Here is a 25,448-nt window from a genome sequence, read left to right on the forward strand (position 1 = left end):
TTACAACTCCTGGCGTTTGCTGTCGACATCGAAGAACGGCAGTTTGACCACCGTGGCCTGTATCACTTCACCGCCTTCCACCCGAATCGGAATCTGCTGGCCGGGGACGCTTTGATCGACGGCGGCATACGCCAGACCGATGATCATGCCCAGCGTCGGCGAGTACTCGCAGGAGGTGACGTTGCCGCTGATGTCCGGTCCTTTGAGCACCAGATGACCTTCCAGTGGCTGACTGCTGCCTTTGGGCAGGCTGAAACCGACCAGTTTGCGCTTGAGCGGCTGGGCTTCGAGGATGTCCACGGAGCGGCGTCCGACAAAAAACGGTTTCTTGCGGGAGATGGCCCAGCCCATGTCGATCTCTGCCGGATGGGTCATGCCATCGGTGTCCTGGCTTATGATCACGTGGCCCTTTTCCAGGCGCAGCAAACGTTGGGCTTCGACGCCGAACGGGCGAATGCCGTGTGCCTGGCCCGCATCCATCAGCGTGTCCCACAGGTATTCGGCATAACGTGCCTGCACATGGATTTCATAACCCAGCTCGCCGACGAAACCGACGCGCATGACCCGCGCCGCGATCCCTGCAACGGTGCCCTGACGCACGCCCAAATAGGGGAAGGCGTCAGGCGACAGGTCGATATCGGCGCAGAGCTTTCCCAACACTTCGCGCGAGTCGGGCCCGGCCAGGTTGACTGCTGCGATGGCGGCAGTGACGTTGGCGATATCGACGTTCAGACGCCATTGCACATTCCACTTGAGCATCGCCTGATAGATCCGGTCGACGCCGCTGGTGGTGGCCGTGACATAAAAATGCTGATCGGCCAGTCGCGCACAGACACCGTCGTCGATCACTACCCCGTGTTCGTTGGTCATCAGCGCATACCGAGTGCGGCCGATGGGTTGTTTGGCAAAGGCGAAGGTGTACATCCGCTCCAGCAGCTCGGCGGCGTCCGGGCCACGAATATCCAAGCCGCCAAGGGTCGAGACGTCGATCAGCCCGACGCCCAGGCGTACGTGAAGAGCTTCTTCCTGCATGCAGCGTTCACGTGTCGCTGGCTGACCTTTTTCATCCTTGAAAGCGTAATAGGCCGGACGTTGCCAGTTGCCTGCCGGCATCATTTTCGCGCCCGCTTGCAGGTGGCGGTTATGAATCGCGGTACGACGAATCGGGTCAAAGCTGCGTCCGGCGATATGCGCCAGTTTTTCCGCTTCGAAGGGCGGACGCGCCGTGGTAACCCCGGTTTCGCTGACGGTGCGCTGGGTACTGGCGGCAACCAGTCGCGCCGTTGGCAAGGCGGAATGACGGCCTTGGGACGGCCCCATGCCCACCGTGGAAAAGCGTTTGACCAACTGCACGTCGCGGTACCCGTGGCGTGTAGCGTTGATGATGTCGCGGATTTGCAGGTCTTCATCGAAATCGACGAATTCCTTGCCACTTGGGTGGGGGAAAATCGGCCAGTCGAAGTTGACCCGCTGTTCCGGGCTTAAGGTCTGCTCCTGATAGTCCGCTGACAGTCCCAGTGCCGCCGCCGCTTGTGCACCGACTTTGGCGCCATCCTTGAGTACGTTTTCCAGCAGATGACGACCGTTCACGGAGCCGGCGATGGCCAGGTTTTTCGGCAGGCCAGTGATGGCGAACTCGGCCGAAGGGTCGGCGTAGGCCAACTTACCGCCTGCCTGACACGCCAGTTGATAGACCGGCATGTAACCGGCAGTCATGCACAGCAGGTCGCAATCGAGTTGCAGGCTGCCTTGGTCGACTTCGCCACGGCGTGTGATCCGCCGGACATCGACGCCGCTGATATGGCGCATGCCCTTACTGTGCAAGGCTTCATAAACCGTGTGTTGCAGGTGCACGGTGATGCCCAGGCGTTTGAGCTCTGCAGCCAGGCGCGCATCGTCTGCGCTGTTGCGCATGTCGACCACGGCGGCGACGTCGACACCCTGTTCTATCAGGTCCAGGGCGGTGCGATAGCCGTCGTCATTGCCGGTAAGGACCACCGCACGCTTGCCGGGTTTGACCGCGTAAAGCTTCATCAGGCGCTGGGCTGCGCTGCACAGCATCACGCCGGGCAGGTCGTTGTTGCGGAAAATCACCGGCTGGTCGAAAGCGCCGGAGGCGATGATGCATTGGCTGGCGCGCACTTTGTACATGCGCTTGTCTTTGATCACCGGCAGGTAATTGTCGGTGAACCAGCCATTACACGTGGCTTCGGTGAGAACCTGGATGTTGGCATGCTGGCTGACTGCATCTACCAGTGCCTGGCGCACTTTATCGGCTTGCGTGCCCTGTACGTCGAAGCGTGCATAGGTGAGCGCACCACCCAGCAGACGCTGTTGTTCGATCAGCAATACCTTGGCCCCGGCATTGGCGGCGGTCAGTGCCGCCTGCAAACCGGCGGGACCGGCACCCACCACGGCCAGGTCGACGAACAGGTAAGCCTTGTCGTAATACTCGGGTTTGAAGTCCAGGTTGAGGATGCCCAGCCCGGCTTTCTTGCGGATCAGCGGCTCCCATATTTTCCACATGCCCTTGGGCTTGTAGAACGAACGGTAATAAAACCCCACGGGCATGAACCGTGAGAACTTGCCCAGCAGCGCATCGCGGTCGTTGTCCAATGTGCCGCTGTAGTTCTGCCCGCTGACTTCGGCACCGGCTTGCAGCCAATGGGTATCGGCCAGCACGTTGGGTTCATCTGGCAGTTGCACCAGGGTATTCGCATCTTGCCCGGCCATGGTCAACGGCCCGCGAGGGCGGTGATATTTGAATGAGCGCGAGAGCAAATAACGGCCATTGCCGAGCAGGGCGCTGGCGATGCTGTCGCCGGCAAAACCGGTATAGGCCTTGCCATCGAAGTTGAACGCCAGTGGACGCTGACGATCAATCAGCAAGCCCATGGGCAACGGCAAGCGGCTTTCAAAAGTGGAATCAGGCTGGCTCATTGCTGTGCTCCGCAGGGCTGAACTCGACGCGCTGGTTATAGACTTCCCGGGCATCGAAGGTACGCAGGATTTCATCGGTGACGGTGTGTCGTTCGGCCAGGAACCAGTAGCTGGACGCGTTGTGCATCCACCACTCACGGACCACGCCTGCGGCGTTCTCGCTGTTGAACACGTAATGTGCCCATTGCGCATCGCTGCAGGTGGTCGGGTCAGGCATGTCCTTGAACTCGCCGCCGTAGGTGAATTCGGTGATGTTTCGCGGCCCGTTCAGCGGGCAATTCATGACTTTCATACGGTTTGCCCCTTAGTGGCTGGCCGCCGTAGCGCCCATCTCGTTGACTTGCTGGAAGGTCGAAAACCGCTCCAGACCGAAGGGTTTGATCAGGTCCGGCACCTTGCCGCCGGAGGCGACCAGTTCGGCCATGGTCCTGCCGCAGATCGGCGTGGCCTTGAATCCCCACGTGCCCCAGCCCGCGTCGAGGTAATAGTTTTCGACCGGCGACAGGCCCATGATCGGGCTATAGTCGGGGGTCATATCGGTGATGCCGGCCCACTGGCGCATCAGTTTGGCGTTGGCCAGGAAGGGGAACATTTCGATAGCAGCGGAAATCAGGCTTTCCTTCAGGTCCAGGGTCGAGCGGGTGTTGTACAGCGGGTAGGGGTCGGAACCGCCGCCGAACACCACTTCGCCACGGCCGGTCTGCTGCACATAGCAGTGCAGGGCCGACGAACTCACCAATGGGTCGAGAAATGGCTTGAACGGTTGGGTGACCATCGCTTGCAGGGGATAGCAGACGATGGGCATTTCGATCTTGGCTTTTTTGGCCATCAATGAACTGTGCCCGGCCACGGCCTGTACCGCGCAACCGCACTGGATCGTGCCGCGGTTGGTTTTTACGGCGGTGATCCTGCCGTTTTCGATGATCAGGTCCTGAACTTCGGTCAGCTGATGGATTTCGACTCCGCGTTTCGCTGCGCCCTTGGCATAACCCCAGGCCACGGCGTCATGACGCGCAGTGCCGCCGTCGATATGCCACAGCCCGGCCAGTACCGGCAGGTGCCCGGGGTCTAAATTGAGGCTCGGCACCAGTTCGCGAATCTGCTGGCGGTCGACCATTTCCGTACGGCCGCCGAAGTGCTTGTTCACTTCCGCGCGTTGGCGGAAGGCGCGTACGGTGGCGTCGGTGTGGGCCAGGGTCAGTTGGCCTCGCTCGGAATACATGATGTTGAAGTCGAACTCGTTGGACAGGTCCTTGAACAGCTTCACCGACTCGCTGTAGAACTTCACACCCTCGCTGGTCAGGTAGTTGGAACGGATCACCGCTGTGTTACGTGCGGTATTGCCGCCGCCCAGATAGGACTTTTCCAGCACAGCGACGTTAGTGATGCCGTGGTACTTGGCCAGGTAATAGGCAATTGCCACGCCGTGACCACCGCCGCCGATGATGACTACATCGTAGGAGGACTTGAGTTCCTTGGGCGGCGGCAGGTCCATTTCTGCCGTGTATTCGGCAGAAAGGCCATATTTCAAGAGATTGAATGGCATCACGCCTCCTGAGGCGAAGTGTGAGTGGTCGCGAGTTCAGCGGCGCGCAGCAACTGTCTGCGCGTGGCGGTCACGGTGTTTTTCAGCAGAAAGGCGATGGTCATCGGGCCGACACCACCGGGAACCGGGGTAATGGCGCTGGCAACGGTGCGGGCGCTGGCGTAATCGACGTCACCCACCAGTCGGCTGCCCTGTTCGGTGTCGATTCGATTGATCCCGACATCGATCACCACCGCGCCGGGCTTGAGCCAGCTGGCGTCGATCATCTGCGGGCGGCCGACGGCAGCCACTACGATGTCTGCCAGGCGGCACAGCGCGGCGGCGTCGATGCTGCGTGAGTGCACCACAGTGACCGAGCAATTGGCTTGCAGCAGCAGGGTGGCCATGGGTTTGCCGACGATGTTCGAGCGGCCGATGACCACTGCATGCTTACCACTCAGGTCGCCGCACGTGTCGTGCAACAGGCGCATGCAGCCGCTAGGGGTGCAGGGCGTCAACACGTCCTGGCCCAGGACCAGCCCGCCGACGTTTTGCCGATGGAAGCCGTCGATATCTTTGGCCGGGTCGATGGCTTGAATGACCGCACCTTCGTCAATGTGGGCAGGTACCGGCAGTTGCACCAGAATGCCATTGACCTCAGGGTTGGCATTCAATTCGGCGATGACTGCCAGCAATTGCGCCTGGCTGGTGGTCGCGGGCAGACGCTGCTCCAACGAGCGAATGCCGGCTTCTTTGGCGCGCAGGATCTTGTTGCGCACGTAGACCTGACTGGCTGGGTCTTCGCCCACCAACAACACGGCCAGTGTGGGCGTGACCTGTTGCAGTGCAAGTTCGCGGACGTCGGCAGCGACTTCGCTGAGTACTTGTGCGGCGATGGCTTTCCCGTCGATATCGCGGGCGAGTTGAGTCGGGCTGTTCATCGGAAGATCACCGTTTTTTCGCGATTGATAAACACTCGGTGTTGCAGGTGATATTTGACGGCCTTGGACAGCGCGACCGTTTCCGTATCGCGTCCGATACTCACCAGATCGTCGGCTTTGTGCGCATGATCGACGCGTTGCACTTCCTGCTCGATGATCGGGCCTTCGTCCAGGTCCGAGGTGACGTAGTGGGCCGTGGCACCGATCAGCTTGACCCCGCGCTGGTGGGCTTGATGGTACGGCTTGGCACCCTTGAAACCCGGAAGGAACGAGTGATGGATGTTGATCGCCCGGCCCGACAATTGCTTGCACAGGTCATCGGAGAGGATTTGCATGTAGCGCGCCAGCACCACCAGATCGGTCTGCGTCTCTTCAACGATTTTCAGCAACTCGGCTTCCTGCTGGGACTTGGTGTCCTTGGTCACTGGCAAGTAGATGAAGCGGATGCCCTCGCGCTCGGCCATTGGCCGTAGGTCCAGGTGGTTGGAGACGATGGCGGTGATCTGCATGTCCATCTCGCCTTTGTGGTGGCGGTACAGCAGATCGGTGAGGCAGTGGTCGAATTTGCTGACCATGATCAGCACGCGCATCGGGTTGGCGACTGAGTGCAGTTGCCAGTCCATATTCAGCGCCGTGGCCACTTCATTGAAGTCCAGACGCAGCGCATCGATGTCGCCCTTGACGCCGCTGTTGAAGCGAAACACGGCGCGCATGAAGAACTGGCTGGTTTCTTCGTCGTCGAACTGGGCCAGCTCGCTGATGTAGCAGCGGTTGTCGGCCAGAAAAGACGTCACGGCGGCGACGATACCCGACGTCGCGGGACAGCTGATCTTGAAAATGAAGTGGTCCGGATCGGTGCTCATTACGGGTCCTCGCAGGGAGACATGCACGCTGAATGTTCATGGGTGGGGATTAAATTCAGGGATGAAGAAAAATTCCTCACGCGAATAAAATATTCCTGTGGAGCTTTTTATAGGTGAAATAAAAATCCGCGTCCAGCACTGTTTGGTTTTTTTTGCGGGGGAGGGTGGCGAGTCGCGGGGACGCGCAGGCGTGTTTGCGAATGCAGCGTGTCAGGTACACCGCATCAGGGGATATGCAGGGGCGACGTCTGGTTGCTCACCTGCGAGGAGGTAAGGCAACGATCTACGCTTTCATGCGTGCCGAGCCGATTGCCGCGAGGGCAAGCATCAACTCAGTCCCTTTGAGGGTGTGCTTGTAGTGCGTCCGTAGATCGGACTCCCAAGCGATCACTTCAGCCAGGGTCGCGGCCGCTTGATCGGCGGTAAGCGCAAAGTGTGCGCAATGGCTCAACAGGTTGGCGCGTCTGATCACCCGGCCCTCACGGCCCACGGCCATTGCGAGGTTGGGCGGAGAATACCCTTCGAGGCACGGCACCACGTCGTACATGGGCGCCAGCCGCCAGCCGCTCTTTAGCCAGAGGATAGCGTGATTCTTCGGGTGATCGTCGTCGTTGCCCACCAAGGCGTTGAAGCACATTCGCTTAAACAACTCCTGGAGGTCTTGCGCCGGCACACCACGGCGACTCATCTCGTTAGCGACGGAGGCATAGACCCAAGCGCTGCGGTCGGTGGTGTGCCATTCGGCGTCGAGCAAGGTGAGTGCGCTGAGCATCGGTATCCGAACGCTCATGTCAGCAGGCGGCATGCGGTCGAAACGCTCCACCAGCAAGGTCGAAGGCTTTTCGGCATACAGCGCGGTACGGGCGACATTCAAACCTTTCCCGGCCGCGAATGTCATGCAGGCATGTTCCAGTGCCGGAATATCGCACTGATCATAGCGGTCACGGGGTTTGACCAGAATCAGCACGCCGTGGTCCTGCAGGGTACGCTTGGGGCGGGCGCCTCCCAGAGAAGACCGTTGCCTGCGTAGCTTGAGGGTCTGAATCGCCTCTTCATCCAGTTGGTTATCGAATATGGCTTCGGTGGCCTGGATGAAGGGTGTGAGGCCCTTGAGCGACGGTAACGGATCCTGTCCGATACCGGTTGGCGGATGGCGCGTCTGGCCTGCCAGAAGGTTGCCCGCGCGATCATTGTTCGGGGATTTCAGCAGGTAATCGATAGGCCCCAGTGCGTGTCGATGGATGTCTTTCAAGACCCGCTCACCCCAGCCATCGGGCATCGCGTCGTTGATGAAGCCGGGTATTCCCTTGTTTTTGGTTATCGGGCCGAACGTTTCGCTGCGCAGCGGATAGCGAACCGGGTCGGGCACCCAGCCACGGGTAGTAACGTACTCTGGATCGTAAGTGAACTCGCCGACCCCGTTGACGATGACCAGTCGACCCAGAGAAACCACCTCGGCGGTTTCAGGATGCTCCATGTAGACGTAGGCCCTGGACATCAGAAGTCCTCACTTTGTGGTTTGGCCAGGCGAACTCGATGCGATGCATGGGGATCATTGGCTTGCATCTGTGAGGAGGACTCGATGCCGTCGAGGCTGCGAAATACTTCCTGGGTGAGTCCCAGGTGCCAAAGCACCATCATGAACGAGCGTAATTCCACAAGGGGGTCGCCGCCCTCGATTTTACGTACCGTCTGCTCGGAAATTGAAAGGGACAGGGCCAGGTCTTTTTGTCGAAGCCTGGACTGCAGACGCCTGCTTTTTACCAGAAGCCCTATTCTATATAGGTTGTCGGCGCATTCCAGTGGAAAAAAGCTTTTCATAAGCCGCCTTTTAGCAGTGCTAAAAATAGATAAGCAGCACTATAGCACGCCTAAAGCATTGCGAAAGAGGGCGGGGAAGCTTGCTGGATGTCCGAAAGCTAAGCGGTCAGTCGTCGCCGTAGTTCATGATCGACAGCAGATGAATCGGAACCTTTACCAGCTGCTCCGGGCCATGCGGAACTTCACCATCGAAGGTCAGGCTGTCGCCGGGTTTCATGTGGTAGAGCTGATCGCCATGACGGTAGACGATCTCACCTTTCAACAGGTGCAGAAACTCGGTGCCGGGATGGGAGAAGGTCGGAAACTCTTCGCTGGCATCGTCCATGGTGACCATGTAGGCCTCGAACGTCTTCTTCGGGCCACGGGTGTGATTGAGCAGGTGATAGGTGTGGCCTTTCTCGGTACCACGGCGCACCACCTGCATCCCTTCGCCTTTGCGCACAAGCAGGGCGCCACTGCCTTGTTGGTCGTACTGGCTGAACAGCTTCGACATCGGCATGCCGAGGGCATCGCACAGGCGGCTCAAGGTATCGAGGCTGGTGGAAACCTGGGCATTTTCGATCTTGCTCAGCATGCCTTGGCTGATGCCTGCCAATTGTGCGACATCAGCAATCTTCAGTTCCTGCAATTGACGCTGTCGCTTGATTTGCATGCCCAGGTACTGCTCGAGCCTCAAGCGTGGCTCGGCCTCGGTGGAAATCACTTTGCTCATGCTTCATTTCCGGTCATGAATATAAATTTCGCACTATGAATGTGCGATGCACCCTTGTTGCTGTCCGCCCGATTTACAGCGCGAGCGGCTGCAGCATGTCTGAAGTTTTCTTCACGCGACACTCATTTCCCTGGCGAAGCCTTGAAAAGCCTGCATTGCAAGATTAAGGACGCCCAGAATTTCCTCGTGGCTAATCATTTTGGCAAGGCAATTGCATTCTCATTAGGAAAGTAACTTTCTTGTTGAGAATACTCGGGTCGGCTTCAGGTCATGTCCAGACGAATTCTAGCACTGGGCAATCATTAACGACTGACGCCGACCCTAGATGCAGATCCCGCTGTTTTGCCTTGCTCGAGGAGTCCAAGTGATGTTGCCACCAGAAACACAACGAATTATCGATGAGCACAAAATCAAATATGTGCTGGCTCAGTTCGTGGATATCCACGGTTCGGCCAAAACCAAATCGGTACCGGTCTCCGGGCTGCAAACCGTCATCGACAGTGGCGCTGGCTTCGCAGGCTTTGCCATTTGTGGTATGGGCATGGAACCCCATGGCCCGGACTTCATGGCCAAGGGCGACCTGAGCACCTTGACTGCCGTGCCATGGCAGCCTGGTTACGGACGCATCGTCTGCGTCGGCCACGTCAATAACGAGCCGCACCCTTACGATTCGCGTTACGTGTTAATGCGTCAGGTAGAACGCCTTAATGCACGCGGCTGGACCCTCAATACTGGCCTGGAACCTGAGTTCAGCCTGTTCCGTCGCGATGCCGAGGGCAAGCTATGCAGCGTGGATGCCAGCGATAACCTGGACAAACCCTGCTACGACTATAAGGGCTTGTCGCGTTCGCGGCAGTTTCTGGAAAACCTCACCGAGGCGCTGCAAAAAGTCGATTTCGACATCTATCAAATCGATCACGAAGACGCCAATGGTCAGTTTGAAATCAACTACACCTACAGCGACGCGCTGACCTCCGCGGATCGTTTCACCTTCTTCCGTATGGCCGCCGGCGAAGTGGCCAACGATTTGGGAATGATCTGCTCGTTCATGCCCAAGCCTGATCCGAAACGTGCGGGCAACGGCATGCACTTCCACTTGTCCATCGCCGACGCGGTGAACAAGAACTTGTTCCATGACGCCAGCGACTCGCGCGGCATGGGCCTGTCGAAAATGGCCTACCACTTTGCGGCGGGTCTTCTGGCTCACGGCCCTGCGTTGTGTGCCTTCGCCGCACCCACCGTCAATTCATACAAACGCCTTGTGGTCGGCCGCTCGCTGTCAGGCTCGACCTGGGCTCCAGCGTTCGTTGCCTACGGCTCGAACAACCGCTCGGCCATGGTTCGGGTGCCTTACGGTCGCCTTGAATTCCGCCTGCCGGACGCGGGCTGCAACCCCTATCTGGTCAGCGCAGCGATCATCGCCGCCGGCCTGGACGGCATTGACCGCAAGCTGGACGCAGGTGAGCCGTGCAACGAAAACCTGTACTCGCTGAGCCTGGAAGAAATTGCCGGTCGGGGCATCGCCACTTTGCCGCAAAGCCTCAAGGAAGCCTGTGACGCGCTGGAGGCTGATCCCCTGTTCCGCGAAACGATGGGCTCGGAAATCATCAACGAGTTCATCGAGCTCAAGCGCATGGAATGGGTCGAGTACAGCCGTCACGTCTCCGATTGGGAGATCAAGCGCTACACCGAATTTTTCTAAGCGGTTTTCTGTAAAGACACGTTTTCAACCACTCGATTTGAATCAATCCGGGTCTTTTGAATCAGGAACCGGCTGCCAAGCAGGAGAAAGTGTATGTGCGGAATCGTAGGTCTGTACTTGAAGAACCCGGTGCTGGAGTCCCAGCTCGGCAAGCTCTTCGAACCCATGCTGCTGTCGATGACCGACCGTGGCCCGGACAGCGCCGGCTTTGCCATCTATGGCGATGAAGTCGCGGATGGCTGGATCAAGCTGACATTGCAGGCGACCACAGAGGACCAGGACTGGAAGACCCTGATGGGCGAACTGGAAGGGCGCCTGGGTTGCTCCCTGGAGTGGTTCCAGAACGCGACCGCCGTGGTATTGAAAATCAAGACAGAAGAGGCGTTGGTCCGCAACGCGTTGGCCGAGCTGGCGCCGACCGTGCGCATCATGAGCGCCGGGCAGAGCATCGAGATCCTCAAGGGCATGGGCTTGCCGAAAGAGATCTCCGAGCGCTTCAACCTTAAAGGCATGAAAGGCAGCCACATCATTGGTCACACCCGCATGGCCACCGAAAGTGCTGTGACCATGGAAGGCAGTCACCCGTTTTCGACCGGCGCCGACCTATGCCTGGTGCACAACGGCTCGTTGTCCAACCACTTCCGTCTGCGCCAAGAGCTCAAGCGCGAAGGGATCGTGTTCCAGACCGAAAACGACACTGAAGTGGCGGCGGGTTACTTGGCCTGGCGCCTGCAACAGGGCGACTCGCTCAAGCAAGCCTTGGACAACTCCCTGGAAAACCTCGACGGCTTTTTCACCTTTGCCATTGGCACCCGCAACGGTTTCGCGGTGATTCGTGATCCGATCGCGTGCAAGCCCGCGATTTTGGCCGAGACCGATGACTACGTCGCCATGGCCTCGGAATACCAGGCGCTGTCCAGCCTGCCTGGCATCGAGAACGCCAAGGTCTGGGAACCAGCACCTTCAACCATGTACATCTGGGAACGCCAAAGCGCCTGAGGAGCACCGTATGAAAGCTATCGATCTATCTGTCAGTGAAGTACGCGAGCTCAATCAGGGGCTGCACGATCAGGCCAAACAATTGACTGATGCGGAGTGGGTCGTGACCCATTCCAATGGCAAACACAACCTCGCGGTGGGCGTCGATCAAGAGCTGTCCATCGATATTCAGGGTCACGCCGGTTACTACTGCGCAGGCATGAACAAGAAGGCCCACATCACCGTGCACGGCAACGTCGGCACCGGCGTGGCGGAAAACATGATGTCCGGTTCGGTGCGGGTCAAGGGCAGTGCCTCCCAGGCTGCTGGCGCCACCGCTCATGGCGGCTTGCTGGTGATCGAAGGCGACGCGGGTGCCCGTTGTGGCATCTCCATGAAAGGCATCGACATCGTGGTCGGCGGCAGCATTGGCCACATGAGCTGCTTCATGGGCCAGGCCGGACGCTTGGTGGTGTGCGGCGATGCAGGCGATGCCTTGGGTGATTCGCTGTACGAAACCCACATCTACGTGAAGGGGAAAGTGGAATCCCTGGGCTCGGACTGCATCGAGAAAGAGATGCGCGCTGAGCACCTGGAAGAACTGCAGGAACTGCTCAATCGTGCCGGTTTCGACCACAAGGCAGCCGATTTCAAGCGCTACGGCTCAGCCCGTCAGCTTTACAACTTCAAAGTCGATAACGCATCCGCGTATTAATTCGCGTATCAAGGAGTACACCATGAGCGACAAACCCACTCCGGTCCTGCGCGAATCCGCGACCTTCGACCGTCTGACCATTCAGGAAATCCAGCGTGCCGCCGAAACCGGCATCTACGACATTCGCGGGGGCGGCACCAAGCGCAAGCTGCCGCATTTCGATGACTTACTGCTGCTGGGAGCCAGTGTTTCCCGTTACCCGCTGGAAGGCTATCGCGAAAAGTGCGGCACTGACGTAATCCTCGGCAATCGCTTCGCCAAGAAACCCCTGCACTTGAAAATCCCGATAACCATCGCGGGCATGAGCTTCGGTGCACTGTCGGCCAACGCCAAAGAAGCATTGGGCCGGGGCGCGACCATCGCCGGGACCAGCACCACCACGGGTGATGGCGGTATGACCCCGGAAGAGCGCGGTCAGTCCGAGCATCTGGTCTATCAGTACCTGCCATCGCGTTACGGCATGAACCCCGATGACCTGCGCAAGGCGGATGCCATCGAAATCGTCCTGGGGCAGGGCGCCAAGCCAGGTGGTGGCGGTATGTTGCTGGGGATGAAAGTCACCGAACGTGTCGCCGGCATGCGCACATTGCCCATCGGTGTCGACCAGCGCAGCGCCTGCCGTCACCCGGACTGGACTGGCCCGGACGACCTGGCGATCAAAATTGCAGAGATCCGTGAAATCACCGATTGGGAGAAACCGATCTACGTCAAAATCGGCGCCAGCCGTCCGTACTACGACGTCAAACTCGCGGTTAAAGCCGGTGCCGACGTGATCGTGCTCGACGGCATGCAAGGCGGTACCGCAGCGACTCAGGAAGTGTTCATTGAGCACGTTGGCATCCCGATTCTGCCGGCTATCCCGCAAGCGGTTCAGGCGTTGCAGGAAATGGGCATGCACCGCAAGGTGCAACTGATCGTCTCTGGCGGTATCCGTAACGGTGCCGACGTGGCAAAAGCCATGGCCCTCGGCGCTGATGCGGTGGCCATCGGTACGGCGGCGTTGATCGCACTGGGTGACAACCATCCGCGTCTGGACGAGGAATTGCGCAAGCTCGGCTCGGCGGCGGGGTTCTATGACGACTGGCAGAACGGTCGTGACCCGGCGGGCATCACCACTCAGGACCCGGAGCTGTCGAAGCGTCTGGATCCTGTGGAAGGGGGGCGTCACTTGGCTAACTACCTGCGAGTATTGGTCCTCGAAGCACAGACCATGGCCCGTGCCTGCGGCAAGTCACACCTGCACAACCTCGACCCCGAGGACCTGGTGGCCTTGACCGTCGAAGCCGCCGCCATGGCCCGCGTGCCATTGGCCGGGACCTCGTGGATACCGGGTCAAAAATACTGACTTTTCGACGCCGCCGTGATGGGCGGCGTTTTCTCTAGCTGCCAACGGGCACAGATCCGTATGCACCGCGAGCCTGCAGGGCCTCGCGATCCCTCTTTCTGCCAGTCCCTTGTGTCGACTTCCCTGTTTATGGAGCTTGCTGACTATGATTTCTGACTCGTTTATACGACCTCTTTCAAGGACGACCCTGGCGCTGCTCGCATTGAGCTTGTCGCCATTGGCCTCGGCAGCCGACGTTACTCTGGACACCGGCACCACCGCCTGGATGATGACCGCGACGATGTTCGTGTTGTTGATGTGTATTCCGGGCCTGGCGTTGTTTTATGGCGGCATGGTCCGGGCCAAGAACTTTCTTTCGGTGTTCACCCAGTTGTTCGCGGTCGCTGGCGTGATCGGCGTGCTGTGGGTGGTCTACGGCTACAGCATCGTCGTTGATGCGACGGGGATGGTCGCTGGTGAAGTCAATCTGCACAGCTTCATCGGCGGCTTGAGCAAGGTATTCATGCTCGACATGACCCATGACAGTCTGGTGGGCAACATTCCCGAAGGCGTCTACAGCGTGTTTCAGATGTCCTTTGCGATCATCACGCCGGCGCTGATTGCCGGTGGTTTCGCCGAACGCATGAAGTTCAGCGCGGCCGTGGCGTTTATGGCGCTGTGGTTCACCTTCGTCTATGCGCCTATCGCACACATGATCTGGGGCGGACCTGGGGGGTTGATGGTCAACTGGGGCGTTCTGGATTTCGCCGGCGGCACTGCGGTGCATATCAATGCGGGCGTTGCGGCGCTGGCGGCGTGCCTGGTACTGGGCAAGCGCAAAGGTTACCCGAACCTTGCCATGCCCCCGCATAACCTGGGCTTCACCCTGATGGGGGCCGGTTTGCTGTGGGTTGGCTGGTTCGGCTTCAACATTGGTTCGGGCGCTGCGGTGAATACTGGCGCGGGTATCATCATGCTCACGACCCAAGTCGCAGCCTGCGCAGGTGTTGTCGGCTGGATGCTCACCGAAACCCTGATTCATGGCCGTCCCAGTGCCTTGGGCGCGGCATCCGGTGCTTTGGCCGGTCTTGTCGGCATCACCCCAGCCTGTGCCTATGTTGGTCCGGCGGGCGCCATTGCAATAGGCTTGATCACCGGCGCGGTGTGTTTCTTCGGCGTCAGCCAGCTCAAGCAGAAACTGGGTTATGACGACACGCTGGACGTGTTCAGTCTGCACGGCATCGGCGGAATCGTCGGCGCACTACTGACCGCAGTATTCGCGTCTCCTTCGTTGGGCGGTTATGTCGAGAACCTGGACATCGGTGCTCAGCTACTGACCCAATTGAAGGGCGTCAGCTTCACCTTCGTTTACTGCTTTGTCGTGAGCATGACCCTCCTCAAAGTGCTGGAGTGGACCATAGGCCTGCGTGCCAGCGAAGAGAATGAAACGATGGGGCTTGACCTCGCGGAGCATGATGAGCGGGCGTATAACGTTTAATTGATAGAGGTAGTCGAAACGCCTCACGGAGTGGGGCGTTTTGACAAGGTGCCAAAGGCTACGCGTGACGTGGTGATTCAACAGGCGGTGTGCCGTCGTGAAATAGAGTCTTCAGTTGTGCGCGTAACTCCGGTGAATCGGTATGCTTATGAACAGTGACCGCATGCTGTGCAGCCGCCTCAAGCAATTCTTTTTCAGAGTCTGCGGATAGCGCGATCGAGCAGTTGATTTCGCTCGGGAATTCGCGGCAATCGATGTATTTGCGGGCCATGATGTTCTCCTCATAAGAAGGCAGGCCAAGAAGCCTGCGTGAACGACCGCTCGACACATTGCGCGGAATACATTGAACACGACTGCGCGTGGCATCAAGCGTAATCATTTTTAAAGTATAGAGCGGGTGCCAAGTTTGGGTTTCTTGAAGAGACAGGAGGCGTTCACCCAACATTTGAGTTGGCTATTCGAGGACGGAAATAAGGTTTAAAAAAACGAAAGCCGCTACGTGTAAGCCTTGGGCGCGGCGCGGCGCGGCCGTGGGTGGACAGTCCACCCTCTGCGCAAGGTCTCAATGGGCATAAACAATCTTCCTGAGAATCGCTTGGCGCACTACGAAAAAGCCCGCACATGGCGGGCTTTGAAAATCAAGTAGGTGGCCGGCGCTGGTCTCCGGCTTACAAGGTTTATCAGGCCTCTCACAGAAAAGTTTTGTGCCTTTCTGCTTCACACGGCGTAAGGGCTGGATCTCAGCGCGGAGATCTTTCTAACCGTGTACCCTTCGGAACGCGCCCCACGTTTCCTTGCTATCCTCTTGCGCATCAGTCTGCGTCTTCACCTACAACTTCAGAATAGCAAAAAGTCCTAAGCGTTAGCCGGATTTTTTAGAACGATTTTGATCCGGGGGAAGGGGGGCAAGATGGAAAACTACTATCCCGCGAGACTGCGGCGATATCTCGGCCTATGACGGGGCCTATGACGGGGCCGTGGAAGACTATCCGAAGGGATGAAAATGACGTTGACTGATGAAAGGTTGGTCAGGATAGCAATGGCCAATCCAATAAACGCTCAAATTACCTCACGCTTGCCTTCACTCGGTTTGAGTCAGTCCATGCCGCGAGCCTGGACTGGCTCTCGGGAGCTGCGATTTCAGCGCTGTGCCTTCAGATGTATGTTGGGAGAGTGGTCGTTTGGAAAACGTCTGAGTTGTTTCTGCTAGTCTGCCAAGCCCGGAAATTAGCAAAGCCAGGCTCAACCCTATGATCAATATCCGTGTCATGACTATGGACGATTACGATGCCGTCATCGACCTCATGAAGCGTACTCCAGGCATCTCCTTTCGTGCAGCGGACTCTCGTGAATCGACCTCGAGTTATTTAGAACGAAATCCCGGGATGAGCTTCGTTGCTGAAGCCGGAACCGCTCTTTGCGGTTGCATCATGTCTGGACACGACGGCCGCAGAGGATATTTGCAGCATTTGATTGTCCTTCCCCAGTATCGGCGTCAAGGCATAGCAAACGCGTTGGTGGAGCGCTGTCTTTCAACTCTTGAGAAACACGGAATACTTAAATGTCATCTCGACGTGTTCAAGACAAATACGACAGCTGCTGACTATTGGCACAGCCAAGGTTGGCAGCTTAGGTCTGATATCGATCGGTATTCGTTTACCCGATCAAATAATGAGAACGCATGATCGAGTAGACCGAACCAGAATCAGTCGTGTGATAAAGGATATTGAAAACATGCTCGCCGCAGCATAATCAGAACCGCTTCCCCTCAAGCCCCGTGACTCGGGGCTTTGTCGTAAGTATCCTCCTCAATCCAATTCGAAGATGTTAAGCATGAACCTACGCAAAATTGCAGTGGGGCTGTCGGCCCTTATTTTGTTCACGACGGGTGCGGCAGAAGCTCGCAGCCTGCTGGACTTCATCAACCCGCCCAGCCAGCATCAAGAGCAAGGGCATCGCTCTGGCTCAATCAGCCAGAGCGTGGCGATTGACCTCTATTCAAGCAAAGAGAAACAGGCATCGTTTGATGGGTGTTCCGACCTGTTCCCGGCAGCCAAGCCGATAAGCATGGCTACTGTGCCAGCAGCGATGAAGCCTTTGGCCCTGTGTTCCGACAACTTTGCGGTGCTGTACTCGCAAACCAGCAAGACGCCGATGGTTGTAGTTGAGCGCCTTAATTCAGCCCAGCTAAATGATGCCAAGGGAGAGGAACGAACCAATCAGTTCTATCCGGACCCACGTATTCCCAAGAGCGGGCGGGCAGAGTTGAGTGACTACCGTGGCCAACATCCGGCAGTGGATCGTGGTCATCAGTCTCCGGCAGCAGATGCACCGAATCCGAATGCAATGGCCCAGTCCTTTGCGCTTTCGAACATGGTGCCGCAAGACCCCACCAATAACCGGAAGATCTGGAGCAAGGTCGAGTCTGATGTCAGAAAGTTCGCGAAGCGAGCCGATGGCAATGTCTTCGTCTTTACCGGGCCGCTCTTTGACGCTGGCCATACCACTATTGGCGACAACAAGGTCTGGGTACCTACTCGCCTGTTCAAGCTGGTCTACGACGCTTCGTCCAAGCGGGCCTGGGCCTATGTGTTACCCAACGCGGAAACCCGCATCGAGAGACCCATGGACTATGAGACATTCGTGAAAACCACTGGACTCAACCTGTTGGAGAACCTACCGGTCTCTGGTTCGGTGGTTCGTTCTTGATCTTCGAGAGTCCACGGTAAGCGGGCAGGCTCACACCTTGGCTTGCGAAATACGCACAGACGATCACGGCTCGGGCAGTCCCTGCACAACCGGTTCGATCAACCGCATCAGCCCTTTGGCCAACGGGGTAACCAAACCGCTGACGTTAGTCGTCTTTGTATCATCACATGCACAGACGACGGGTCAGATCATTCAGAAGCCATCGGCCCGCTTTGCCTAAAGCGCGATCTTGCATGTGCGCTGCGTAGATCGTCAGTGTGTCTGGTGTGCGCTGAAGTTCGGCGGTTAACTCAAGCGGCACGAGGCGTCCTGAAGTCAGATGATCCGCGATGAGATGCTCCGGCATTCGGCACCAGCCGAACCCGGCGAGCAAAAAATCCAGCCGTCGTGCCAGATCTACAAACCGCCACTGGTGGCTGCCCGTCACCCCATAGCTAGGGCCGTCGGGAGCGACCGGATCGGAAAGTACCAGTTGCACAAAAGGCTTGAGGTCTGCACTTGTTGCCCGACGGCCTAACATAGCCAGGGGATGCCCGCTGGCGACTACTGGCCTCAAGTCGACACTCAGCAGCGGCAGTGCGATGACATCGTCGGGCACTGTCGGAATCAATGTGCAAAGCGCCAGTGCCGCATCGCCGTTGCGCAATCGGCGCTCTGCGCCGCCTAAGCCTTCTGTAGAAAAACTCACTGCCAGATGCGGAAAAGCCTCACGGAGAGCGCGGAGGCTTTCGATGAGCGGTGCGCTAGGGACTAAAGGGTCTATGGCGAGAGCTAACTCCGGCTCAACCCCTGCTGCCGTACTTGCGGCCATTGCTTCAAACTGGGCAGCGCTTGCCAGCACAGCGCGCGCTTGAACCACTAGCACTCGACCTACCTCAGTGATAGTTGGACGATGGCCGCTCCGATCAAACAGCCTCACACCTTGAACTGACTCAAGTGTGGCAATCGACTGGCTAATGGCAGATTGAGCACGCCGCAGGTGACGTCCCGTTGCCGAGAAACTGCCTGTATCAGCAATGGTTACAAGGATCCGCAACTGATCCAAGCTGAGATTTCCGATCATGACCCATCACTTAAACAGATGGATTCAATCATATTTACATCACTCCTGCGTAGAGATCGCATTGGGTAGAGTGTGTAGCACATCGCCTAAAGCGACAACGCAAAACATACCGCCGCGTCACCGCGCAGGAGTTACTTTCATGTCCAGGCTTCTCTCCATTGAAACCAGTCCACGTGGAGAGGCTTCAATCTCCCGGCAGCTCACGCGCCAATTTGTGGCCGCGTGGGAAACTGCACACCCAGGCGGCGTGGTCAAAATACGGGATCTAACGGACACTCAACTTACGTTTGTGACCGCTCCCTGGTTACAGGCTTACTTCACCCCGCAAACCCAACATTCGCCTGAAATGAAAGCTGTGTTGCAGCTATCCGATGAGCTTGTGGCCGAGTTGCTGGAAACCGATCACCTGGTTATTTCAACGCCGGTCTACAACTATAACGTCCCTGCGGCGCTGAAGGCGTGGGTGGATCACGTGGTACGTAAAGGCCTGACCTTGGGCTTTGATGGTAAAGGGCTGGTGACCGGTAAAAAGGCAACGGTGCTGCTCGCCTCGGGCGGTGTCTACACCCACGACTCTCCGATTAGAGACCGTGACATTGCGACCCAATATTTGAAACTGATCCTGAATGTCCTGGGTATCACTGACGTCACCTTTATTGCGGCCGGCGGCGCTAAAGCTGTAGATCTCGGAGAAATCAGCATGCACGATTTTCTAGATACATTTGATCATCAAATTCAAAAGTCGCTGGTTTAGACAGCATTTCTCCTAGCCCATACGATTCTGCTCTATCGACTTCGCGTGGTTAAACGGGCATCCACTTATGCGGCAGCAACTGATCGATTTCACTCGCCCGCTGCGTTGGCAGGCGCGTGAGGACGACCTTCAAATAAGCATACGGATCATGCCCGTTGAGTCGCGCCGATTGGATCAAACTCATGATCGCCGCTGCCCGTTTGCCGCTGCGCAGCGAGCCCGCAAACAGCCAATTCTTGCGACCTAGCGCCCACGGCCGAATCTGGTTGTCGGCCCAATTATTGTCAATGGGTACGGCCCCGTCTTCGAGATAGCGAGACAACGCCGTCCAGCGTTTGAGGCTGTAATCCAAAGCCTTGCTGATCGCCGAGCCGTCGTGCACAAGTAGGCGCTGGGCGATCATCCAGGCATGCAAAGCGTCCATCACCGGTATGGCTTTTTCTTTCCGTATTCGACGGCGTAAATCCGGCTCCAGATCGTAGACTTCAAGCTCGATTTCGTACAGCTGCTGGATGTAGCGCAAGGCCTGTTCGGCGAGCTGGCTCCTGTTGACTGCGCTGGCTCTACAGTCTGTGACGTCCGCGCATTCCATCATCTTTCTTGGTCTGTTGCCGCTCGCCACCGCCGTTTTCGGTGTTTTGCGTGGTGGCGAGCGCCTTCGGCCTGCGTTCTGGTTTTTTTCGGTTCTGGGAAGCGTGCTGGTTATGGGGTTCGCCTTTTTCCAGGGTCTGACAGCGTCTGCCGAAGGAGACATTCTGATGCTGTTGGCAGTCCTTGCATGTGGTCTTGGTTATGCCGAAGGGGCGAAGCTTTCCAGAACACTGGGAGGTTGGCAGGTAATTTCCTGGGCATTGGTTATTTCGACACCTGTTGTGGCACCGCTGACTTGGTTCCTGAGACCCAATTCGTTCTCGGGGATCACTACGCCTGTATGGTTAAGCCTGGCTTACGTCTCGCTCTTCAGCATGCTGATCGGTTTCGTATTTTGGTATCGCGGGCTTGCCCAAGGGGGTATTGCTGCCGTTGGACAGCTTCAGCTTCTACAGCCTTTCTTTGGATTGGCGCTGGCGGCCACATTACTTCACGAGCAGGTCAGCATTGGCATGCTGGGGATAACCGTTGCCGTGATCCTCTGCGTTGCTGGAGCGAGAAAATTTGCCAAGTAGCCGCTCATGGCCAAAGTTGCCTTGCAACGCTGGAGTGATTGGGTACTTTATCTTCAAGGCTCGACCGGCAGAACCAGCGATCCCTGGCAGTTGCTGTCTTGTCGGCAAGCGGACACTGGAACAGTCCATGACCGCAGGGCGATTCATTAGGGCGCGTCGGGCTTTTAGCGAATGGTCAGGTATTTTTTTCTTCCGCCAGGGCCTTGGCCACTACGGCAGGTAAGCTTCCGGGCGCCCTTATACGCATCTGCTTGTTCAAATTAAAACGACCGAACACAACCGTGATGTCAGAAACCGAGACGTCAAACTCTCGGGCGAGAAACTTGACCATGTGGTCAGTCGCCCTGCCTGCTACGGGTGCGGCAGTGACGCTAACCTTGAGTTGACTTCCTTTCGCCTTGCCGATGGCATCCTTTTTTGCACTCGGAGTTCCAAGTATGTTCAGAACTAGAACCTCTCCATCCCACCCACAAAACGAGGACATCTCAACGCCACGGCCGGAGGATTTTTTACTGGTAATTGCTCGTGCTTTTTTCACATGGATCCTGCAGAGGTCGGATAAAAATGCCTAGCTGTAAATAGACATCAAATGGTGCATATCTGGTTCGATTCAGAGCTGCGAAGCGGCTTCGGCTTGAATGGGTTGTTAGGCCGCGTCCTTGCGGTACGTGCCATCGGAATGAATAGCCCAATCAAATTTGTAAATTCCGGTGGTGCATAAGCTACATAGATCAGCTCTCAGAAGAAATGATTGAGTCGTGACTGGATTCAGCCGCTAGCTTCAATCGGTCAGCTTTATTAATGTATTTAGACTTGCTTGGCGGTGCCAATTTGTCACTGGCCTTTTTGGCGTGAGCCTTTAATAACTGTTTTATTTTTTTACGACGATTCATATTTCTTTTGCTCGGTTTGTAAGTTCTTGCATGATATCAGCTTGAAATATTGGGCCAGATCCCTGTGGTGCGCAATTAGTGCATAACCTTGAAAATAGGCGATGAATCGCCCCTGGCATCCTGAAAGCCTCCGAATGACCGCCCCTGGCGGAATGACCAAGACAGAAGCTTGCCTTATTCACTTCAGATTCTGCTCGATCCAATCCGCCGCCGTCATCAGATCAATACCGTTTGCAGCATTGAAAGTGTTGTGCTTATCCCAAGCGACTCCTTTGCCTTCAGCGAACACGGCTCGATACTTTCGCATCTGTTCGTCTGGAGCAGCAGCGAGATCGTTGTTCAGTTTGGGAACGCTCCATTCGACGCGAGATACTGTGCGATTGAGTGTTGCATCAACTGTGTCCGCCAATTGTGTATAGGTCAGGGTGTCTCCAGCGATGAAAATCACCTCGTTAGCGAGGCGTGGGTCGGCGAATATAATCTTCGCCGTCAGCATTCCTATGTCCTTCGGCGTTGTTACGGTGACCTGGGTGTCCCAGCTGCCTAGCGCATGAACCGTATTCTGTGCAAGATCAACCACGCCAAACGCTGGCTCGAACAGGAAGCTTGTGAACATCCCGGTCGAAATGATGATCCATTCGGTAGTGCGTTGCGCACGCAGTAGCTCGCGGACCTCAAGTTGCTCATCAAACAGATCCTGCGGACTGCCTTTGCCGATGACGTCGTAGTCCACCCCAAATTGCCAAGGCACATAGCGCTTTACGCCTGACACAAGCGCGGCGCGCGCAAGCTTCAGCTGAGTGCCGGCTCCTGCGATAAAACCTACGCAACTGACAACCGTGTCGAATCGGCCGAAATGCTCTGCAAGTTCTTCAACTGAATCGTGAATGACATCAGCCTGCAAAGTGTCTATGCCTAGCCCACGCAATTCTGCAATCGCGTGCATCTTTGAAGCGTCTTGAGTGGTGACCGCCGATGGACGCAGCAGTACAGTAATGCGAGCGCCACCTTTGCTTGACGCGACCATAGCAAGCTCGCGCAGTACAGACATGCCGAGCTCCCCAGCCCCCAGCACCAGAATATTGACCGTTTCTCCAGGAATTACCGCGTGCATAAACTTCCTCCAGTTTGCTGTTCAATGGTGAGTGGTTGTTATCCTGTCATCATTGGGGCCTGCTCATAAGTAGGCACACGAGTGATCCTGGGGGGCGAATGGATAACGAAGAAATCATCAGGCAATCTCAAGCCGCGTGCGAAGCATTGAGTGCAGAAGACGACGGATTGAAGCGAGAAGTGCTCACTCACGCAGGTAATCGCTGGTCTTTGGGAATCGTCCACACATTAGGTGTGGAAGGGCCGTTGCGGCATGCGGAAATAGGTAGGCGTATGAATGGGGTGACGCAACGAATGCTGACTCGCAGCTTGCGACAGCTGGAAAGGGACGGTTTGGTTTTACGTCGGGATTACGGCGAAATACCACCGCGTGTCGACTATGAATTGTCGGAACTGGGGTATGGACTTCTTGCGCGGATGATTCCGTTATGGATGTGGGTCGCCGAAAACGCTGAAAACTTTCGTGATGCTCGTATTCTCTACGGCTCTGAAAATTTGACGGGTACAAAGTGACTGCTCTTGGCCGGCTCCTGCTTGTCACAATTGACTGAAATCGATCCTGAATAAACTCATCGAGTTCGAATGGCGTGATGTGTAGATCGGTACTGAACGTCCCGCCGGCATTGGCGATGCCTGCGCTTTGAGACGCTTGCCCAATTGTGCGATGGTGGCTTCCCCGGGTTTCTCGCTCCAGGCGCCAGCTCGACTGAAAACGGTTGAGATAGTTGTATATGTAGATATTCAGCAGGCTCGCGGGATGATGAACCGGTCGGCCAGTATCTGCCGACGTGTCTCGATTCAACGGTACCGTGATGATGTACGGTCTTTATGTAATGTCGGTTTCTATGATCCTGAGCCAAGGCCAGCGAGCTTGATAACTGTTCGCCTTCTGCTCGAACAAGTCTGGCTGGTGATTTTTGGGATTGATACGAAGAACCCCCTGCTCGACGTCGGCCAAGCCGTAGGGCGCATAGATCTCACCCGTTTCAGCATCCAGCCCAATACACGTACCCGCAATCAGGTAACGATCAATACCGTCTTTAACCGACAGAAGTTGAGGATAAGACCTGCCAAACCGCTGACTGTACCAAAGGTGGACGCGAGCCTGATTCTTGATATCAACGTTAACGTCAAGGACTTGGAAGAGACGCTGAGCCGAGTTGATGACCTCATTCTCGGCCTCCCAAGACAGATCATTGTCGAAGTAAAAAACGTCGTAATCCTTCACTCCCCACGCTGACGGCAGGTGCGACTGATGATTCCAGACGGCTTGGAACAGACAGCCCGCAGTGAGCATGCATTGACTCAAACCGAGTGAGGGCAAACGTAAGGTAATTTCAGCGATTATTGGATTGGCCATTGCTATCCTGACCAACCTTTCGACAGTCAATGTCATTTTTATCCCTTTGGAGTCGATCGAGCCCGAGCGACCGACAATACATCAAAGCATAATAAAATTTCGCGAAGGACAGCCCTTTTACACGCTCGGGGCCATAAGCAGCGCGCCGACAGTGCCAACTTCGTCCGGGGTGTCGCGGCGTTTTTACCCGCCGATACCTCAATCATGTGCCGGTATCCCTCACCCCGAGGATCGATCAATTATCTCTCGCGAGTGGGGTAGAGATGACGATTACATGGGGCACGGTCAATTCTCTTTTTGCTTAGAAAAAATACCGGGAGTCATGATTTCGACGGTACCGCCGCTCGCTGATGTGCAGTAGGCGGTTATTAACCGCCTGTCATTCGTAGTACGGCTTCGGGCAACCGGGCACCCTGCACCACGATCTTTGACGCGGCCGAATCAATCATTCGCAGGTCATCGCCGGTGAGCTCCACTGCCATCGCGCCGAGGTTCTCGTCGAGCCGATGCAATTTGGTCGTTCCGGGAATGGGCACAATCCATGGCTTTTGCGCCAATAGCCACGCGAGTGCTATTTGTGCAGGCGTCGCATCCTTGCGCAGCGCGACGTCGCGCAGCAGATCGACCAGCGCCAGATTCGCCTTGAGCGCTTCTGGAGCGAGGCGCGGAACACGCGAGCGGAAGTCGGAACTGTCGAACCGTGTGTTCTCGTCCATTTTGCCGGTCAGGAAGCCCGCACCCAATGGGCTGAAGGGTACGAAACCGATGCCGAGTTCTTCGAGCGTCGGCAGTATTTCGGCTTCCGGTCCCCGGAAGAACAGGGAGTATTCGCTCTGGACCGCTGTCACCGGCTGCACGGCATGCGCTCGGCGAACCGTGGCCGCTGCTGGCTCCGAGAGGCCGAAGTGGTGAACCTTGCCTTGCGCGATCAGGTCCTTGACCGCTCCGGCCACATCTTCGATAGGCACGGCCGGGTCGACGCGGTGCTGGTAGAACAGATCAATTGCGTCAATCTTGAGGCGCCGTAGCGAGGCTTCCGCGACCGCCTTTATGTGCTCGGGCCGGCTGTCCAGTCCGCCTCGGCGCTGTGCCGTCTCCGTGTCGAGGTCGAAGCCGAACTTGGTGGCAATGGAAACCTGGCCCTTGAACGGCGCGAGCGCCTCGCCAACAAGCTCTTCGTTGACGAATGGGCCATAGACCTCGGCCGTGTCGAAGAATGTGACGCCTCTCTCTACCGCCATACGGATCAGCGCGACATCTCTTGCTTGTCGGCCGGAGGGCCGTAGTTGGCGCTCATGCCCATGCAGCCCAGACCGAGCGCCGAAACGGTGAGACCATTGTGGCCCAGTTGACGTGTTTTCATGTGCGTGT

Annotated in this window: 23 protein-coding genes and 3 pseudogenes; 10 read left to right on the plus strand and 16 right to left on the minus strand. The window is 57.0% G+C overall.

Going from position 1 to position 25,448, the window contains the following annotated elements; translation table 11 throughout:
• The 8 genes from QN399_RS07325 to QN399_RS07360 form a co-directional block, all read right to left on the minus strand.
• The gene (locus QN399_RS07325; protein ID WP_330200763.1) at positions 1-2,940 is read right to left on the minus strand and encodes a 2Fe-2S iron-sulfur cluster-binding protein; all 2,940 of its coding nucleotides are present in this window, start codon (positions 2,938-2,940) and stop codon (positions 1-3) included.
• Positions 2,927-3,232, minus strand: a complete 306-nt coding sequence (locus tag QN399_RS07330) for a sarcosine oxidase subunit delta (RefSeq protein ID WP_322179004.1) — start codon at positions 3,230-3,232, stop codon at positions 2,927-2,929. Before QN399_RS07330 ends, QN399_RS07325 begins: the two co-directional genes overlap by 14 nt.
• Positions 3,233-3,244: 12 nt before the next feature.
• Positions 3,245-4,486 (minus strand): FAD-dependent oxidoreductase, encoded by a 1,242-nt coding sequence (locus QN399_RS07335; protein ID WP_322216590.1) that lies wholly within the window; start codon positions 4,484-4,486, stop codon positions 3,245-3,247.
• Positions 4,486-5,406, minus strand: coding sequence for a bifunctional methylenetetrahydrofolate dehydrogenase/methenyltetrahydrofolate cyclohydrolase FolD (gene folD / locus QN399_RS07340; RefSeq protein WP_322216587.1), 921 nt, complete (start codon positions 5,404-5,406; stop codon positions 4,486-4,488). Before folD ends, QN399_RS07335 begins: the two co-directional genes overlap by 1 nt.
• Entirely contained in the window at positions 5,403-6,269 is an 867-nt protein-coding gene (gene purU / locus QN399_RS07345; RefSeq protein ID WP_322179007.1) for a formyltetrahydrofolate deformylase, read from the minus strand. The genes folD and purU overlap by 4 nt, the downstream gene beginning before the upstream one ends.
• Before the next feature lie 283 nt (positions 6,270-6,552).
• Positions 6,553-7,767, minus strand: coding sequence for a type II toxin-antitoxin system HipA family toxin (locus QN399_RS07350; protein WP_330200764.1), 1,215 nt, complete (start codon positions 7,765-7,767; stop codon positions 6,553-6,555).
• Complete coding sequence (locus QN399_RS07355) at positions 7,767-8,090, minus strand: transcriptional regulator (RefSeq protein ID WP_330200765.1); 324 nt, start codon at positions 8,088-8,090, stop codon at positions 7,767-7,769. Before QN399_RS07355 ends, QN399_RS07350 begins: the two co-directional genes overlap by 1 nt.
• Positions 8,091-8,196: 106 nt before the next feature.
• On the minus strand, positions 8,197-8,790 hold the full coding sequence (locus QN399_RS07360) for a helix-turn-helix domain-containing protein (protein ID WP_322183133.1): 594 nt from the start codon (positions 8,788-8,790) through the stop codon (positions 8,197-8,199).
• Between the two features lie 379 nt (positions 8,791-9,169).
• Here QN399_RS07360 and glnT point away from each other — a divergent pair, with 379 nt between their 5' ends.
• The 5 genes from glnT (at position 9,170) to QN399_RS07385 (ending at position 15,019) form a co-directional block, all read left to right on the plus strand.
• Positions 9,170-10,504 (plus strand): type III glutamate--ammonia ligase, encoded by a 1,335-nt coding sequence (gene glnT / locus QN399_RS07365; protein ID WP_219059887.1) that lies wholly within the window; start codon positions 9,170-9,172, stop codon positions 10,502-10,504.
• 93 nt (positions 10,505-10,597) lie between these two features.
• Positions 10,598-11,503 (plus strand): glutamine amidotransferase family protein, encoded by a 906-nt coding sequence (locus tag QN399_RS07370; RefSeq protein WP_322179010.1) that lies wholly within the window; start codon positions 10,598-10,600, stop codon positions 11,501-11,503.
• Positions 11,504-11,513: 10 nt separating this feature from the next.
• The gene (locus QN399_RS07375; RefSeq protein ID WP_322179011.1) at positions 11,514-12,197 is read left to right on the plus strand and encodes a protein glxC; all 684 of its coding nucleotides are present in this window, start codon (positions 11,514-11,516) and stop codon (positions 12,195-12,197) included.
• 22 nt (positions 12,198-12,219) lie between these two features.
• On the plus strand, positions 12,220-13,542 hold the full coding sequence (locus QN399_RS07380) for an FMN-binding glutamate synthase family protein (RefSeq protein ID WP_322216575.1): 1,323 nt from the start codon (positions 12,220-12,222) through the stop codon (positions 13,540-13,542).
• A 145-nt stretch (positions 13,543-13,687) separates the two neighbouring features.
• Positions 13,688-15,019, plus strand: coding sequence for an ammonium transporter (locus tag QN399_RS07385; protein ID WP_322179013.1), 1,332 nt, complete (start codon positions 13,688-13,690; stop codon positions 15,017-15,019).
• A 58-nt stretch (positions 15,020-15,077) separates the two neighbouring features.
• Here the strand turns inward: QN399_RS07385 and QN399_RS07390 are convergent, their stop codons facing one another.
• Positions 15,078-15,290: a DUF1059 domain-containing protein gene (locus tag QN399_RS07390; RefSeq protein WP_322183135.1), complete on the minus strand. Its 213-nt coding sequence runs from the start codon at positions 15,288-15,290 to the stop codon at positions 15,078-15,080.
• Between the two features lie 979 nt (positions 15,291-16,269).
• Here QN399_RS07390 and QN399_RS07395 point away from each other — a divergent pair.
• Positions 16,270-16,704 (plus strand): GNAT family N-acetyltransferase, encoded by a 435-nt coding sequence (locus tag QN399_RS07395; protein WP_322179014.1) that lies wholly within the window; start codon positions 16,270-16,272, stop codon positions 16,702-16,704.
• Positions 16,705-16,852: 148 nt separating this feature from the next.
• Positions 16,853-17,728: a DNA/RNA non-specific endonuclease gene (locus QN399_RS07400; protein WP_330200766.1), complete on the plus strand. Its 876-nt coding sequence runs from the start codon at positions 16,853-16,855 to the stop codon at positions 17,726-17,728.
• Positions 17,729-17,891: 163 nt separating this feature from the next.
• Here QN399_RS07400 and QN399_RS07405 read toward each other — a convergent pair whose 3' ends face one another.
• Positions 17,892-18,791 carry a LysR family transcriptional regulator gene (locus tag QN399_RS07405; protein ID WP_322216557.1) on the minus strand — a complete coding sequence of 300 codons (900 nt, stop codon included), beginning with the start codon at positions 18,789-18,791 and terminating at the stop codon, positions 17,892-17,894.
• Between the two features lie 139 nt (positions 18,792-18,930).
• On the opposite strand from QN399_RS07405, the gene QN399_RS07410 reads away from it, so the two are divergent.
• Entirely contained in the window at positions 18,931-19,545 is a 615-nt protein-coding gene (locus tag QN399_RS07410) for an NAD(P)H-dependent oxidoreductase (protein WP_322179050.1), read from the plus strand.
• A gap of 49 nt (positions 19,546-19,594) precedes the next feature.
• Here QN399_RS07410 and QN399_RS07415 read toward each other — a convergent pair.
• A pseudogene (locus QN399_RS07415) lies at positions 19,595-20,095 on the minus strand (transposase); the annotation flags it as partial.
• Here QN399_RS07415 and QN399_RS07420 point away from each other — a divergent pair.
• A pseudogene (locus QN399_RS07420) lies at positions 20,091-20,711 on the plus strand (DMT family transporter); the annotation flags it as partial. The pseudogenes QN399_RS07415 and QN399_RS07420 sit on opposite strands and share 5 nt — an antisense overlap.
• Positions 20,712-20,886: 175 nt before the next feature.
• Here QN399_RS07420 and QN399_RS07425 read toward each other — a convergent pair.
• From QN399_RS07425 to QN399_RS07435, 3 genes are all read right to left on the minus strand, one after another.
• Positions 20,887-21,249, minus strand: a complete 363-nt coding sequence (locus QN399_RS07425) for a DUF167 family protein (protein WP_322179051.1) — start codon at positions 21,247-21,249, stop codon at positions 20,887-20,889.
• A gap of 193 nt (positions 21,250-21,442) precedes the next feature.
• Positions 21,443-21,604 carry a DUF2986 domain-containing protein gene (locus QN399_RS07430; RefSeq protein WP_322179052.1) on the minus strand — a complete coding sequence of 54 codons (162 nt, stop codon included), beginning with the start codon at positions 21,602-21,604 and terminating at the stop codon, positions 21,443-21,445.
• A gap of 178 nt (positions 21,605-21,782) precedes the next feature.
• Entirely contained in the window at positions 21,783-22,718 is a 936-nt protein-coding gene (locus tag QN399_RS07435; RefSeq protein ID WP_330200767.1) for an aromatic alcohol reductase, read from the minus strand.
• 98 nt (positions 22,719-22,816) lie between these two features.
• Between QN399_RS07435 and QN399_RS07440 the strand changes: the two genes are divergently transcribed.
• Complete coding sequence (locus QN399_RS07440; protein ID WP_322179054.1) at positions 22,817-23,230, plus strand: helix-turn-helix domain-containing protein; 414 nt, start codon at positions 22,817-22,819, stop codon at positions 23,228-23,230.
• Positions 23,231-23,543: 313 nt separating this feature from the next.
• Here the strand turns inward: QN399_RS07440 and QN399_RS07445 are convergent, their stop codons facing one another.
• Both QN399_RS07445 and QN399_RS07450 read right to left on the minus strand, forming a co-directional pair.
• On the minus strand, positions 23,544-24,113 hold the full coding sequence (locus QN399_RS07445; protein WP_330200768.1) for a nucleotidyltransferase family protein: 570 nt from the start codon (positions 24,111-24,113) through the stop codon (positions 23,544-23,546).
• A 332-nt stretch (positions 24,114-24,445) separates the two neighbouring features.
• Positions 24,446-25,440: pseudogene (locus QN399_RS07450) on the minus strand (aldo/keto reductase).
• Between the last annotated feature and the right edge of the window lie 8 nt (positions 25,441-25,448).

The sequence above is a fragment of the Pseudomonas sp. 10C3 genome (genome assembly GCF_036346185.1).
Taxonomy (GTDB): Bacteria; Pseudomonadota; Gammaproteobacteria; order Pseudomonadales; family Pseudomonadaceae; genus Aquipseudomonas.

Excerpts from the sequence above, each read along its gene's own strand:
- QN399_RS07325 (WP_330200763.1), bottom strand. The coding sequence starts at position 2,940 with ATGAGCCAGCCTGATTCCACTTTTGAAAGCCGCTTGCCGTTGCCCATG.
- QN399_RS07330 (WP_322179004.1), bottom strand. The coding sequence starts at position 3,232 with ATGAAAGTCATGAATTGCCCGCTGAACGGGCCGCGAAACATCACCGAA.
- QN399_RS07335 (WP_322216590.1), bottom strand. The coding sequence starts at position 4,486 with ATGCCATTCAATCTCTTGAAATATGGCCTTTCTGCCGAATACACGGCA.
- folD (WP_322216587.1), bottom strand. The coding sequence starts at position 5,406 with ATGAACAGCCCGACTCAACTCGCCCGCGATATCGACGGGAAAGCCATC.
- purU (WP_322179007.1), bottom strand. The coding sequence starts at position 6,269 with ATGAGCACCGATCCGGACCACTTCATTTTCAAGATCAGCTGTCCCGCG.
- QN399_RS07350 (WP_330200764.1), bottom strand. The coding sequence starts at position 7,767 with ATGTCCAGGGCCTACGTCTACATGGAGCATCCTGAAACCGCCGAGGTG.
- QN399_RS07355 (WP_330200765.1), bottom strand. The coding sequence starts at position 8,090 with ATGAAAAGCTTTTTTCCACTGGAATGCGCCGACAACCTATATAGAATA.
- glnT (WP_219059887.1), top strand. The coding sequence starts at position 9,170 with ATGTTGCCACCAGAAACACAACGAATTATCGATGAGCACAAAATCAAA.
- QN399_RS07370 (WP_322179010.1), top strand. The coding sequence starts at position 10,598 with ATGTGCGGAATCGTAGGTCTGTACTTGAAGAACCCGGTGCTGGAGTCC.
- QN399_RS07375 (WP_322179011.1), top strand. The coding sequence starts at position 11,514 with ATGAAAGCTATCGATCTATCTGTCAGTGAAGTACGCGAGCTCAATCAG.
- QN399_RS07380 (WP_322216575.1), top strand. The coding sequence starts at position 12,220 with ATGAGCGACAAACCCACTCCGGTCCTGCGCGAATCCGCGACCTTCGAC.
- QN399_RS07385 (WP_322179013.1), top strand. The coding sequence starts at position 13,688 with ATGATTTCTGACTCGTTTATACGACCTCTTTCAAGGACGACCCTGGCG.
- QN399_RS07390 (WP_322183135.1), bottom strand. The coding sequence starts at position 15,290 with ATGGCCCGCAAATACATCGATTGCCGCGAATTCCCGAGCGAAATCAAC.
- QN399_RS07395 (WP_322179014.1), top strand. The coding sequence starts at position 16,270 with ATGATCAATATCCGTGTCATGACTATGGACGATTACGATGCCGTCATC.
- QN399_RS07400 (WP_330200766.1), top strand. The coding sequence starts at position 16,853 with ATGAACCTACGCAAAATTGCAGTGGGGCTGTCGGCCCTTATTTTGTTC.
- QN399_RS07405 (WP_322216557.1), bottom strand. The coding sequence starts at position 18,791 with ATGATCGGAAATCTCAGCTTGGATCAGTTGCGGATCCTTGTAACCATT.
- QN399_RS07410 (WP_322179050.1), top strand. The coding sequence starts at position 18,931 with ATGTCCAGGCTTCTCTCCATTGAAACCAGTCCACGTGGAGAGGCTTCA.
- QN399_RS07430 (WP_322179052.1), bottom strand. The coding sequence starts at position 21,604 with ATGAATCGTCGTAAAAAAATAAAACAGTTATTAAAGGCTCACGCCAAA.
- QN399_RS07435 (WP_330200767.1), bottom strand. The coding sequence starts at position 22,718 with ATGCACGCGGTAATTCCTGGAGAAACGGTCAATATTCTGGTGCTGGGG.
- QN399_RS07440 (WP_322179054.1), top strand. The coding sequence starts at position 22,817 with ATGGATAACGAAGAAATCATCAGGCAATCTCAAGCCGCGTGCGAAGCA.
- QN399_RS07445 (WP_330200768.1), bottom strand. The coding sequence starts at position 24,113 with ATGACATTGACTGTCGAAAGGTTGGTCAGGATAGCAATGGCCAATCCA.